Source organism: Halorientalis pallida (assembly GCF_004118325.1).
Taxonomy (GTDB): Archaea; Halobacteriota; Halobacteria; order Halobacteriales; family Haloarculaceae; genus Halorientalis; species Halorientalis pallida.
Genome location: NZ_RDFA01000003.1, coordinates 85,085 through 97,760, shown reverse-complemented (window position 1 = coordinate 97,760; position 12,676 = coordinate 85,085). Strand labels below are relative to the sequence as shown.

Here is a 12,676-nt window from a genome sequence, read left to right as displayed (position 1 = left end):
TCTTGTCCGGGGTCGGTTCCGCAGTCGGGAACCGTACCTTTTTGCGGTCGCCGTAACGATAGAGCGACGATGGCCGACCGCTCGGAGGTCTGTGTGCTGGTGCCGACGCTCAACGAGGCCGAGACTATCGGCACCGTCCTCGATTCGTTCTCCGAGCACGGCTTCGAGAACATCCTCGTGATCGACGGCGACTCCACCGACGGGACCCGAGAGATCGCCCGCGATCACGGGGCTCGGGTGATCGTCCAGTCCGGGACGGGGAAGGGACAGGCAGTCCGCGAGGCACTTCGGCAGATCGAGGCCCCGTACGTCCTGATGCTCGACGGTGACGCTACCTATCGCGTCGAAGACGCCGAGGCGATGCTCGAACCGTTGTTCTCCGGGCGTGCCGAACACGTCATCGGCGACCGGTTCGCGGACATGGAGGCGGGCGCGATGTCCCGACTCAATCGCACCGGCAACGGGATCATCAACCGGGCGTTCCGCTGGATCCACGGCCGGAACCTCGAAGACATCCTGAGCGGCTACCGTGCGTTCACCCGCGAGTCGGCCGAGCGACTCTCGCTCACCGAATCGGGGTTCGGCATCGAGACGGAGATGGCCGTCGAGTGTGTCAAACACGGCGTCCGGACGGAAGTCGTCCCGATCCGGTACGAGGCCCGGCCCGACGAGTCGGAGACGAACCTCCACCCGTTCCGGGACGGGGCGACCATCATCCTGACGCTGTACCAGATGGCCAAGACGAACAACCCACTGTTCTACTTCGGGAGTGTCGGCGCGCTCAGCTCGCTCGTCGGATTCGTCCTCGGCGGGTACGTCGCGTACGACTGGTTCGTCCCGCCCCGGACGTCACACGAGGTGATCGCTATCGTCAGCGTCTTCTCGATTCTCGTCGGGGTTCAGTTGCTGATCTTCGGCGTCCTCTCGGACATGATCGTCGCGCTGAACCGTGAACAGACCCGCCGGCTCGAGGAACTGGCCGAGCAACTCGGCGGTGACCGGCCCGACAGGACGGGCGACGGCCCCGCCGACGGTACCCCGGCCGACACAGCGGCCGGCGCGGACGCCGATCCGGAGACCGACGAACTGGCGTCCGCCGGCGAACGCAATTAGAAGGGGACGAGCGCTCGCAACTGCATCAGCACGCTCGACGAGGCCGACTCGCGCATCTCCTCGAACACGGGGTGGAGGGCGTTCAGGAGTTCCTGTTCGGTCTCGAAGTACTCCTTGCCCGAACGGTCGATGGCCTCCGCGATGGTGACCTTGTTCCCAGTCGCGTTGTAGGGGATCTTGCGGTCGCCGAGCGCGGCGACGATGCTGTCTTTGTCCGCCGGGAACGCCACCCCTGCCTCCGAAAGCCGGGCGTCCAGCGCCGCGATGCCGAACTCGATGGCATCCGGTTCGTCGTCGTCCTGTTGTGGTGGCCGAACTCCCATCGTTGTCTCCTTTCGCTTCCAGCCCCGAAAACCCTATCCCTCGCCGAGAAAATATCGCAATATTTGACAGGTAGACTACGAACAACACAACCCATATCCGGGCGGTCGACCTCCAAGCCCACATGACAGACTACACTACCGTCTCGATCCCCCAGGACCTGGCCGACCGCGTCGAGGAGACCATCGAGGGAACCAGCTTCTCGAGTACGAGCGACCTGGTGCGGTTCCTGCTCCGCAGTATCGTCATTCAACACGAGAAACGCGGCGAACTCACCGAATCGGAGTTTCAGGAGATCACCGAACAGCTCCAGGACCTGGGCTATCTGGACTAGGCGACCCGCTCTTCGGGCGGTTCGGCGTCGACGATTTCCAGGTCTTTCCGGCGGCCGCTCCGGTCGAACGCCGCCAGTGACTCGTCGTCCCAGGGAGGGACGGCGACGAAGACGACCTCCGCCAGGTCGTCCCGTTCGGAGATGGAGAGGTCGCCGACCGGATGCGAGACGAACAGGCCCTGGGTCTGTCCGGGCGGCGTCCCGAGATCGATGCCGAACACAGCGCCGACGGAGCCGCCGGCTTCGGGCATGTAGAAGTGTGTGAACACCGGCGTCTCCGGCGGCAGGCCGGCGTCGTCGAGTTCGCTCGCCGGCAGTACCGAGAGACGGATCGTGATCGACTCCGGATCTCTGTCTTCCCCGAGTCTGAGCAGCGTCTCGGCCAATCCCCGTGTAATATAGACCACGGTGAGAGTTCGTGGCACGGTAATTTAATTGCATCGCCCCGGCGGTTCCACCGACCGCGAGCCGACGGCCCGACGGCGACACGGAACACGCTACCAATCCACTGGAAGGTGTTGTCTCCCTGCCAACACGTTTTTCCCTGTCAAACCGTAACATATAACGAACGATGCACGACCTGACCGCGTTCCAGCGCGACGTGCTGTACGTCCTGGCCGGACTCGACGAGGCTTACGGGTTGGCGATCAAGGCCGAACTGGAGGATTACTACGAAGGTGAGGTCAACCACGGGCGGCTCTACCCGAACCTCGACGATCTGGTCGAGCGCGGCTACGTCGAGAAAGGGCAGATCGACCGCCGGACCAACTCGTACGAACTGACCGACGCCGGGACGGACGCGCTCTCGGAACGCCGGGAGTGGGAGGACTCGTACCTCGAGGATCTTGAAGTCGTGACAGCGTGAGTCAGCCGAAGACGAACTCCTTGCCGATCTTCGCGTAGAGGGCGGGCGTCCGGGACCGCGATCCCGAGACGGCGTCGTGGAGCGCCTCGGTCGCGTCCTCGTGAACTCCCGTCCCGTGTCCGACCAGGACTCGCTCCGGCGAGAAGCGCTTGAGCTTGGTCGGGGGTTTGAGCCTGAGGGCCGGGTGGACACCCAACCGCTCCGAGGACGACAGGAAGTAACTCGCCGTCCCGACGGATTCGGGGACGAGCAACTCGCCGTGGTCCTCGATGGAGACGACTGCTTCCTGCCAGAATCGGTTGTCGACGAGTTTGTGAATCCCGACACCGGTGTCCTCGAGTTCGACGTGGACGCGCTCGACCCTCGCGTCGAGTTCGCCGGCGACTCCGTCCATCCACTCGGGCACGTAGACGGGTACGTCGTGGCGGTTCGCGACCTCGGCCGAGTCGCGTTTGTGGCGGTCGAGCAGGATCAGGACGCCCGCCACCTCGCCGAACTCGGCCAGCATGTCGTCCAGCCCGTCCACGTCGACGGGGTCGACGACGTACACGTCCCCGTCGACCTCGAAGGCGTGGCTGGCCCGCTGCATTCGTTCGTTGGGGTAGGCCATCCATCCGACCCCGTGTTCGCGGCGGTCGATCTCCCGATACTCCGTCGCCGGCCCAGAGCCTTTCATCGGCATATACCCGGGGTACGAGACCACGACTCAAAAATAGTTGTAAACTGGCAACGTATCTCCACCCGTTGGCTACCATCGTAAACCGGCCACGGAACTGGCCGCGACGCCAGCCCGCCGCCTCGCCCACCGTTAAGACCGGGCAGGATCAAAAGGCGGTATGCTCACGGATCTCCACTGGCTCGCACTGGAGGCCAAGTATCTCGACCGGGCCCGCTCGTTCTACGAGTCGTTTCTCGACCTGGACGTGCGACGCGAGCGCGAGGGTGAGGTGGCGCTTGCCGCGGGCGACACCGATCTGATCCTTCGCCGGCCGACGAGCGTCCCCCGGGGCGGTGTCCACACCCACTACGCCTTCGCGACCCCGTCGGCGGCCTACGACGGCTGGTGGGACCGACTCTCTGCGTCGTTCGACCTCGTGGAACACCAGTTCGGCGACGCGAAGTCGCTGTACTTCTACGACGTGGACGGCAACTGCGTGGAGATCGGCCAGCGTGGCGAGGGTGGGGTGGACGACGGCATCACCCGCATCTTCGAGGTCGTGTTCGAGGTGGCCGACCTCGACCGGTCAGAAGCGTTCTACCGCGACCTCGGGATGGAGTTGCTGGGGCGGGGTGACGACCGAAAGCGGGTTCGACTGACCGCGGGCCCGTTCGACTTCGAGCTCTGGGAACCCCAACTCGGCCTCGCGGACGGTCGCGGCGGGGTCCACGTGGACGTCGGACTCGGCGTCGAGGACAGCGCGGAAGCAGTCGAAACTGTCGGCAGGCGAGCGCGGTCCGTCGCGGAACTGGACGACGGTGTCAGAATCGAGGACCCGGACGGGCACCAGTTGACCTTGCGTTCGGCGTGAATTACAGCCGTTCGGTGTCGATGACGACGCCCGGGGGCGTCACGAGCAGAAAGTCCCGGAAGCGCATCAATTCGCCACCCATCTCGGTGATATCACGGGCGAAGCCGGCAGCGAGTTCGTTCACGTTCCCCTCCACGTCCAGCACGAGCACGGCACCGCCATCGACCTCCGCGATCCACTCCTCGTCGGGCGTCGAGCCGTCGAGGATCCCGAGCACGATCCGGCTCCCCCCGCGCTCGTCGTCGTCCATCCGGTCCTCGACCGCCTGCAGGTCGAGGTCGAAATCGCTCATACCGGCTCCCTCGCACCGGGCCGGCAAAAACCCCTCGCAACGTCTGACGATTCGGCCTCAGGTGAACAGCCTGAACGGCCGAACGATGCGGTCGGGGAGGCCACCGATCCGCTCGTGCGCGCGCCGTCGTTCGTTCCGAAGTGTGTCGGTGAGGCTCCGGTCGTCCAGACGGGACGCGTAGCGGCCGTCGTCGCGTTCGATCACGTCCAGGTCCAGAAGGGTGTCGAGTGCGTCCTCGACCCGCGACCGGGGGAGGTCGAGCGCGTCGTCCAGTTCCGCGACGGATTTCGGACCGTCTTCGAGGGACTGGCCCACGATGGCGGCGTCACCGAACCGGTCCATCGCGTCGGGTGCCCCGGGTTCGGTCCGGCCGGCGCCGGATCGGAAGTCGTAGACGCCATCGAGCGTCAACCACGCACCGACGACGAGGAACACGAGCTTGAGCACGTCGTTGCCGCCGGTGACGGCGAGGGCGTACGCTCCCAGTCCGATCAGGGCGAGGCCGAGCGGTACCTTGCCCCAGCCGCGGTTGATCCCGAAGCGACGCCGGACGTGGGGAAAGACGGTCGCCGCCGTGATGCCGATACCTGCGCTGGCGAGTCCGCCGGCCGATATATCTGTGAAGTACCAGACGAGCAGGAGTCCAGTCGCTGTTCCCGCCAGTTCCAGCACGAGCGAGTAGCGTCGGAGGAGGGCGATGGGCCGCGATTGCAGGGACATATCCGGACCAGTGGCCCGGATTACAAAAATCCTGTCGAGGGCCCGACCGGGCAGTTCCCCCCGCCGGACCTGTGGTAATTAAATGCACACGCCATGTCGCACGGACAGTTTTATATACGATACGCGATTTTGGGACAAGTGCTACAATGTCCAACGATACAGAGGGCACGTCGGGATCCCCGGCGGATCGAGTTCTTCCAGGGCACACTGGATTCCACTTCTGAGATAACAGAAGCACGCATTTTCGACACCACGCTGCGCGACGGTGAGCAGTCGCCACGCACGTCCTTCTCGTACGACGACAAACGCGAGATAGCGGCCGTGCTGGACGACATGGGCACCCACGTCATCGAGGCGGGGTTCCCGGTCAACTCGGACGCGGAGTTCGAGGCCGTCCGCGACATCGCCGAGTCCGCACAGAACAGCGAAGTCTGTGGGCTAGCGCGCGTGGTCGAGGAGGACGTCGAGGCTGCACTCGACAGCGGCGTCGATCTGGTACACGTGTTCGTGTCCACCAGCGACGTTCAGCTCCAAGACTCCATGCACGCCACACGGGAGGAGGCCAAACAGGCCGCCGTCGAGAGCGTCGAGCGTGTCACGGAGGCTGGCGTCGAGTGTATGTTCTCGCCGATGGACGCCACGCGAACGGACGAGTCCTTCCTGATCGAGGTCGTCCAGGCCGCCGACGCGGCCGGCGCCGACTGGGTGAACATTCCGGACACCTGCGGCGTGGCCACGCCCCGGCGGTTCTACGACATGGTCGAGAAGGTCGTCGACGCGATCGACGCGCGCGTGGACGTCCACACACACGACGACTTCGGGCTGGCAGCGGCGAACGCCCTGTCCGGCTTCGAAGCTGGCGCGAGCCAGTCGCAGGTGTCGGTCAACGGCATCGGTGAGCGGGCGGGCAACGCGGCCTACGAGGAGGTCGTGATGGCCCTCGAGTCGCTGTACGATGTGGAGACTCACATCGACACGACCCGCATCACCGAACTGTCGCGGCTCGTCGAGGACCGGTCGTCCATCCCGGTGCCGGCGAACAAGCCGGTCGTGGGGCAGAACGCCTTCTCTCACGAGAGCGGCATCCACGCCGCGGGTGTCATCGAGAACTCGGACACGTTCGAGCCGGGTGTCATGACGCCGGAGATGGTCGGGGCCGAGCGCGAACTCGTCCTCGGGAAACACACCGGCCAGCACTCCGTCCGGGAGCGACTGGTCGACGCCGGGTTCGACCCCACCGAAGAGGAGGTACGTGAGGTCACCCGTCGCGTCAAAGACTACGGGGCCGAGAAAAAGCGGGTCACGATGGACGTGCTGGAGAAGTTCGCCCGTGAAGTCGGCGTCACCGAGGAGGAGGTCCGGGTCTGAGATGGCCTCCTCTCGGGGTGTTCGCGCCCGTCAGCGGCTGGTAAAGGGCGCCACGACTCGGAAGAATTATGTCACTGGACGGGCCTACTCGGCATACGATGACCGCGCGTGCTGGACCCGGGAGCGCCCCCGTACCCAGCGGCGCGCTCGTGATTCTCGCGGGTATCGTAGGGGCCCTATAGCCCCTACACACGTCTTCACCCCGAATTCTGCAGCACAGTCGGTAGCGACCGGGAGGCGACACATGACATGCACACCACCACGCACACAACGACGGAGGAACGGACATGAGCGATAGCGCACAGACACCACACGCGGACGAAGTCGAGACGGAAGCGACGGACGACAGACCGGACGAACCCGAGGGCGAGAGCCACGTCGAACCCATCGAGACGGGCGCGGACGCGGTCGTCGCGGCCCTGAAAAACGCCGGGGTCGACTACCTGTTCGGCGTGCAGGGCGGGGCGATCATGCCCGTCTACGACGCCCTGTACAGCGAGTCGGACATGACCCACGTCACGATGGCGCACGAACAGGGGGCGGTCCACGCCGCCGACGCCTACGGGATCGTCACGGGCGACCCCGGCGTCTGTATGGCGACCTCGGGGCCGGGCGCGACCAATCTGGTGACCGGCATCGCCGACGCCAGCATGGACTCGGACCCGATGATCGCCCTGACGGGGCAGGTCCCGACGGATCTGGTGGGCAACGACGCCTTCCAGGAGACGGACACCATCGGCGTCACCCAGCCGATAACCAAGTACAACCACTTCGCGTCTTCGCCCGACGAGGTGGGCGACGACGTGAGCACGGCCTTCGCGCTGGCCGACGAGGGTCGGCAGGGACCGACGCTGGTCGACCTGCCCAAGGACGTGACCCAGCCCGCGACCGGCGTCGAGCCGGGCAAGCCGGAGACGCCTGACACGTACAACCCGCCGGAGAAAGCCGACGAGGACGCCGTCTCCGAGGCGGCCGACGTGATCTCCGACGCCGAACAGCCGATCATCCTGGCCGGGGGCGGCGTCATCAAGGCCAACGCCAGCGACGAACTGCGGGCGTTCGCCGAGGAGCACGAGATTCCGGTCCTGACGACGATGCCGGGCACCGGTGCCTTCGACCAGACGGAGGACCTGTCGATGGGTATCGCCGGCATGCACGGCACCGGCTACGCCAACATGGCGATCACGCTGACCGACTGCATGCTCGCGATCGGGACGCGGTTCGACGACCGGCTGACCGGCGACGTGAAGACGTTCGCGCCGGACGCCGACATCGTCCACGTCGACATCGACCCGGCGGAGATCAGCAAGAACGTCGAGGCCGACTACCCGCTGCTGGGCGACGCCAAGGCGGTGCTGGACCAGTTGAGCGACGCCATGACGGACTCGCCCGAGGCCGACGCCTGGCGCGAGCAGTGTCAGACCTGGAAAGAGGAGTATCCGCTGGACTACGAGATGCCGGAAGATCGGCCGCTCAAACCCCAGTACATCGTCGAGCAGTTCGACGAGGCCATGCCCGACGACACCATCGTCACGGCCGGTGTCGGGCAACACCAGATGTGGGCCTGGCAGTACTGGACCTGGACGGAACCCCGGACGTGGGTCACCTCCCACGGTCTGGGCACGATGGGCTACGGCTTCCCCGCGGCTATCGGCGCGAAGCTGGCTAAACCCGACAAGGAGGTCATCGCCTTCGAGGGCGACGGTTCGTTCCTGATGACGAGTCAGGAACTCTCCGTGGCGGTTCGGGAGAACCTCGACATCACCATCGTCGTCCTGAACAACGAGGCGGTCGGGATGGTCCGCCAGTGGCAGGACGGCTTCTACGAGGGTCGTCGGATGGCCTCGGAGTACCCGTGGGTGCCCGAGTTCGACAAGCTCGCGGAGGCCTACGGCGCTCGTGGCTTCCGGCTGGAGGACTACGACGAGGTCGACGAGGTCATCGAGGCCGCGCTGGACTACGACGGCCCGGCGGTCGTCGACGCGATCATCGACCCCGAGGAGAACGTGTACCCGATGGTGCCCAGCGGCGGTGACAACAGCCTGTTCGCACTGTCGGAAGGCCATCTGGACGAGATCTAACGATGACAGGGAAACTTCCAGGGCCGGGCCCGGGCGAGCGGATGCGACCCGAGGGTCGGCGCAACGAAGACGGTATTCGCATCGACCCCGAAGCGGAGGCGAAACACGAATCCAAGCGGGCCGTGCTGTCGACGTTGGTCGAGAACGAGCCGGGCGTCCTCGCGGAGGTCTCCGGCCTCTTTAGCCGCCGGCAGTTCAACATCGAGAGTCTCACGGTCGGGACGACAGTCGACGAGAGCCGGGCGCGCATGACCATCGTCATCGAGGAGACGCGGCCGGGGATCCAGCAGGCGAAAAAACAGTTGCGGAAGCTGATTCCCGTGATCTCCGTGCGAGAGCTGGCCCACGACTCGGTGCAGCGGGAACTGGTGATCGTGAAGGTCAACGGTGAGGAGCCGGACAAGGTCCACGCCATCACCGAGATGTACGGCGGGGAGACCCTCGACGCGGGGCCGCGGACGATCACCGTCGAGATCACCGGCAACGAACAGAAGATCGACGACGCCATCGACGCGTACAAACAGTTCGGCATCCGGGAGGTCGTCCGGACCGGCTACGCGGCGCTGGCGCGGGGCGAACAGCAGACGGCGGAAGTCGAAGACGAAGTGAAACTGACAGCAGACACAGAGGTGCCAGCAGACGATGACTGACGAGTTTACCAACGAAATCTACTACGACGACGACGCAGACGTGTCGCACATCGAGGACAAGACGGTGGCCGTACTGGGCTACGGCAGCCAGGGCCACGCCCACGCGCTGAACCTGCAGGACAGCGGCGTCGACGTGGTCGTCGGTCTGCGGGAGGGGTCGTCCTCGCGGGAGGCCGCCAGCGAGGAAGGCCTCGAAGTCACGAACCCGGTCGATGCGGCGTCCCGTGGCGACATCGTGAAGATGCTCGTTCCCGACACGGTCCAGCCCACGGTCTACGAGCAGATCCGCGACGAACTCGACGCCGGCGACACGCTCCAGTTCGCCCACGGGTTCAACATCCACTACGGGCAGATCGAACCGCCGGAAGACGTGGACGTGACCATGGTCGCGCCCAAGTCGCCCGGCCACCTCGTGCGACGGAACTACGAGAAAGGCGAGGGGACGCCCGGCCTGCTGGCGATCTACCAGGACGCAACCGGTGAAGCCAAAGAGGAGGGGCTGGCCTACGCGAAGGCCATCGGCTGTACGCGCGCCGGCACGATCCAGACCACGTTCCGCGAGGAGACCGAGACCGACCTGTTCGGCGAGCAGGCCGTCCTGTGTGGCGGCGTGACCGACCTCGTGAAGGCCGGCTTCGAGACGCTCGTCGACGCGGGCTACTCCCCTGAGATGGCCTACTTCGAGTGTCTGAACGAACTCAAACTCATCGTCGACCTGATGTACGAAGGCGGCCACATGGAGATGTGGAACTCCGTCTCCGACACCGCCGAGTACGGCGGCCTCACGCGCGGCGAGGAGGTCATCGACCGCGAGGGGATGGAGGAGATCCTCGAAGGCGTCCAGAACGGCGAGTTCGCCCGCGAGTGGATTTCGGAGAACCAGGCGCACCGACCGGCCTACAAGCAGTACCGCCAGGCCGAACAGGACCACCAGATCGAGGAAGTCGGCGCACGCCTGCGCGACCTCTTCGCCTGGGGTGAGGAACAGGAATGACCGAGGAATCCGACCGACAGACGATGCGGGACGTAGACCACACACCGCCACACGGCGAAGGCGCAGAGCGCGCCTTCGAGCGTGGCACCGAAGGACGAGCTGAGACAGTATGAGTTCAGGAACTCTGTACGACAAGGTCTGGGATCGACACAAGGTGACGACGCTGCCCAACGGGCAGGATCAGCTGTTCGTGGGTCTGCACCTCATCCACGAGGTCACGAGCCCACAGGCGTTCGGGATGCTCCAGGAACGGGACCTGGAGGTCGCCCGACCCGACCTGACGCTGGCGACCGTCGACCACATCGTGCCGACGGCCGACCAGTCTCGGCCCTACAGCGACGACGCGGCCGAGGAGATGATGTCGGAGCTGGAGCAGAACGTCCGCGACGCGGACATCGAGTTCCTCTCGCCCGAGACCGGTGAGCAGGGCATCGTCCACGTCATCGGTCCGGAGCAGGGGCTGACCCAGCCCGGCAAGACCATCGTCTGTGGCGACAGCCACACCTCGACCCACGGTGCGTTCGGCGCACTGGCCTTCGGCATCGGCACCAGTCAGATCCGGGACGTGCTGGCGACCCAGACCATCGCGATGGAGAAACAGAAGGTCCGGAAGATCCAGGTCGACGGCGAACTCGGCGACGGCGTCGAGGCCAAGGACATCATCCTGGAGATCATCCGCCGACTCGGGACCGAGGGCGGCGTCGGCTACGTCTACGAGTACGCCGGCGAGGCCATCGAGGACCTGGGCATGGAAGGCCGGATGTCGATCTGTAACATGTCCATCGAGGGCGGCGCTCGCGCGGGCTACGTCAACCCCGACGAGACCACCTACGAGTGGCTGGAAGAGACCGATTACTTCCAGGAACACCCGGAAAAGTTCGAGGAACTCAAGCCGTACTGGGAGTCCATCCGCAGTGAGGACGACGCCGAGTACGACGACGTGGTTCACATCGACGCCGACGAACTCGAACCGGTCGTCACCTGGGGGACAACTCCCGGCCAGGGCGTCGGCATCACCGACCCAATCCCGGCCCCGGAGGACCTGCCGCCGGAGAAGCAAGACACGGCCCGGCGCGCACAGGAACACATGCGCGTCGAACCGGGCGACACCATGGAGGGCTACGACATCGACGTGGCCTTCCTGGGGTCGTGTACGAACGCCCGCCTGCCCGACCTGCGCCGCGCGGCGAAGATCGTCGAGGGCCGCCAGGTCCCCGACGACGTGCGCGCGTTCGTCGTCCCCGGCAGTCAGCGCGTCCAGCACGCGGCCGAGGCGGAAGGCCTGAAAGACGTCTTCACCGAGGCCGGCTTCGACTGGCGCAACGCCGGCTGTTCGATGTGTCTCGGCATGAACGAGGACCAGCTGGAGGGCGACGAGGCCTGTGCCTCCTCCTCGAACCGGAACTTCATCGGCCGTCAGGGGAGCAAGGACGGCCGGACGGTCCTGATGAACCCGCAGATGGTCGCCGCGGCGGCGATCAACGGGGAAGTGACTGACGTGCGCGACCTGGAGGAGGTGGTCAGTGTATGAGTCCGGAGGACGACCGAAGCGAGTCCTCCGAACGGACGAGGAGCGCGGAACGAAGTTCCGCGGACCGTTCGAGCGAGCGAAGCCCGCGAGAAGACGGGGAGGAACGACCCGCGAGCGTCGACGCCGTCGGGAGCGGATTGCGAGCCGACGGCGGCGACGAGGTCGAAATCCCGGAAGTGAAGGAAGTGCAAGGTTCGGGTATCCCGATCCGCGGGAACGACATCGACACGGACCAGATCATCCCGGCGCGGTTCATGAAGGTCGTCACCTTCGACGGCCTCGGGGAGTTCTCGTTCTTCGATCAGCGGTTCGACGACCAAGACGAGCCCAAGGACCACCCGATGAACGAGGACCGATTCCAGGACGCCAACGTCATGGTCGTCAACGCGAACTTCGGCTGTGGCTCCTCGCGTGAACACGCGCCCCAGGCGCTGATGCGCTGGGGGATCGACGCGTTCATCGGCGAGTCGTTCGCCGAGATTTTCGCCGGCAACTGCCTCGCCCTCGGGATGCCGACGGTCACCGCGGATCAGGAGACCGTCGAGGACCTGCAGGACTTCGTGGACGAGAACCCCGACGCCGAGGTCGACATCGACGTGGCCGCCGAAACCGTTACCTACGACGGCAAGACGGTCGACGTGACCGTCGACGAGGGCCAGCGGAAAGCCCTCGTGGACGGCATCTGGGACACGACCGCACTGATGAAGGCGAATCAGCAGGCAATTTCGGAGACGGCAGAGGATCTGCCGTACGTCTAATCTACCGAGCAACCGCGGGTCGCTCTTTCTCGGTTTCCAATGGAACAGCCGCCGCGCTGGATCGTGTCAGCGGGGGTGCTCGCTTCCAGGAAACCGCAAGTCTATTCGCCCGGGCACTCG

Annotated in this window: 15 protein-coding genes; 10 read left to right on the top strand and 5 right to left on the bottom strand. The window is 65.5% G+C overall.

Features of this window, described 5'->3' with window-relative positions; translation table 11 throughout:
* Positions 1-69: 69 nt before the first annotated feature.
* Positions 70-1,113 carry an S-layer glycoprotein N-glycosyltransferase AglJ gene (gene aglJ, locus EAF64_RS09185; RefSeq protein WP_129068689.1) on the top strand — a complete coding sequence of 348 codons (1,044 nt, stop codon included), beginning with the start codon at positions 70-72 and terminating at the stop codon, positions 1,111-1,113.
* Here the strand turns inward: aglJ and EAF64_RS09180 are convergent.
* On the bottom strand, positions 1,110-1,436 hold the full coding sequence (locus EAF64_RS09180; RefSeq protein ID WP_129068688.1) for a DUF5789 family protein: 327 nt from the start codon (positions 1,434-1,436) through the stop codon (positions 1,110-1,112). The two genes, aglJ and EAF64_RS09180, sit on opposite strands and share 4 nt — an antisense overlap.
* Positions 1,437-1,558: 122 nt before the next feature.
* Between EAF64_RS09180 and EAF64_RS09175 the strand changes: the two genes are divergently transcribed.
* Positions 1,559-1,768 carry a ribbon-helix-helix domain-containing protein gene (locus EAF64_RS09175; protein WP_092661711.1) on the top strand — a complete coding sequence of 70 codons (210 nt, stop codon included), beginning with the start codon at positions 1,559-1,561 and terminating at the stop codon, positions 1,766-1,768.
* Here EAF64_RS09175 and EAF64_RS09170 read toward each other — a convergent pair.
* The gene (locus tag EAF64_RS09170) at positions 1,765-2,175 is read right to left on the bottom strand and encodes a hypothetical protein (RefSeq protein ID WP_129068687.1); all 411 of its coding nucleotides are present in this window, start codon (positions 2,173-2,175) and stop codon (positions 1,765-1,767) included. The genes EAF64_RS09175 and EAF64_RS09170 overlap by 4 nt on opposite strands.
* 164 nt (positions 2,176-2,339) lie before the next feature.
* Between EAF64_RS09170 and EAF64_RS09165 the strand changes: the two genes are divergently transcribed.
* Positions 2,340-2,633 (top strand): PadR family transcriptional regulator, encoded by a 294-nt coding sequence (locus EAF64_RS09165; RefSeq protein WP_129068686.1) that lies wholly within the window; start codon positions 2,340-2,342, stop codon positions 2,631-2,633.
* Position 2,634: 1 nt separating this feature from the next.
* On the opposite strand, the gene EAF64_RS09160 is transcribed toward EAF64_RS09165, so the two are convergent.
* Positions 2,635-3,315 carry a hypothetical protein gene (locus EAF64_RS09160; protein WP_227738923.1) on the bottom strand — a complete coding sequence of 227 codons (681 nt, stop codon included), beginning with the start codon at positions 3,313-3,315 and terminating at the stop codon, positions 2,635-2,637.
* Positions 3,316-3,469: 154 nt separating this feature from the next.
* On the opposite strand from EAF64_RS09160, the gene EAF64_RS09155 reads away from it, so the two are divergent.
* Positions 3,470-4,162, top strand: a complete 693-nt coding sequence (locus tag EAF64_RS09155; RefSeq protein WP_129068685.1) for a VOC family protein — start codon at positions 3,470-3,472, stop codon at positions 4,160-4,162.
* Position 4,163: 1 nt separating this feature from the next.
* Here EAF64_RS09155 and EAF64_RS09150 read toward each other — a convergent pair whose 3' ends face one another.
* Positions 4,164-4,454, bottom strand: coding sequence for a DUF5779 family protein (locus tag EAF64_RS09150; protein ID WP_129068684.1), 291 nt, complete (start codon positions 4,452-4,454; stop codon positions 4,164-4,166).
* A 57-nt stretch (positions 4,455-4,511) separates the two neighbouring features.
* Positions 4,512-5,174: a hypothetical protein gene (locus EAF64_RS09145; RefSeq protein WP_129068683.1), complete on the bottom strand. Its 663-nt coding sequence runs from the start codon at positions 5,172-5,174 to the stop codon at positions 4,512-4,514.
* A 93-nt stretch (positions 5,175-5,267) separates the two neighbouring features.
* On the opposite strand from EAF64_RS09145, the gene EAF64_RS09140 reads away from it, so the two are divergent.
* The 6 genes from EAF64_RS09140 to leuD all read left to right on the top strand — a co-directional run bounded on the left by EAF64_RS09140 (position 5,268) and on the right by leuD (position 12,556).
* Positions 5,268-6,542 carry a LeuA family protein gene (locus EAF64_RS09140; protein ID WP_129068682.1) on the top strand — a complete coding sequence of 425 codons (1,275 nt, stop codon included), beginning with the start codon at positions 5,268-5,270 and terminating at the stop codon, positions 6,540-6,542.
* Between the two features lie 287 nt (positions 6,543-6,829).
* Positions 6,830-8,623 (top strand): biosynthetic-type acetolactate synthase large subunit, encoded by a 1,794-nt coding sequence (gene ilvB, locus EAF64_RS09135; protein ID WP_129068681.1) that lies wholly within the window; start codon positions 6,830-6,832, stop codon positions 8,621-8,623.
* Between the two features lie 2 nt (positions 8,624-8,625).
* Complete coding sequence (ilvN, locus tag EAF64_RS09130) at positions 8,626-9,273, top strand: acetolactate synthase small subunit (protein WP_129068680.1); 648 nt, start codon at positions 8,626-8,628, stop codon at positions 9,271-9,273.
* Complete coding sequence (ilvC, locus tag EAF64_RS09125) at positions 9,266-10,267, top strand: ketol-acid reductoisomerase (protein WP_129068679.1); 1,002 nt, start codon at positions 9,266-9,268, stop codon at positions 10,265-10,267. Before ilvN ends, ilvC begins: the two co-directional genes overlap by 8 nt.
* A gap of 109 nt (positions 10,268-10,376) precedes the next feature.
* Positions 10,377-11,798, top strand: a complete 1,422-nt coding sequence (gene leuC, locus EAF64_RS09120; RefSeq protein WP_129068678.1) for a 3-isopropylmalate dehydratase large subunit — start codon at positions 10,377-10,379, stop codon at positions 11,796-11,798.
* The gene (gene leuD / locus EAF64_RS09115; protein WP_129068677.1) at positions 11,795-12,556 is read left to right on the top strand and encodes a 3-isopropylmalate dehydratase small subunit; all 762 of its coding nucleotides are present in this window, start codon (positions 11,795-11,797) and stop codon (positions 12,554-12,556) included. The genes leuC and leuD overlap by 4 nt, the downstream gene beginning before the upstream one ends.
* The last annotated feature ends 120 nt before the right edge of the window (positions 12,557-12,676 follow it).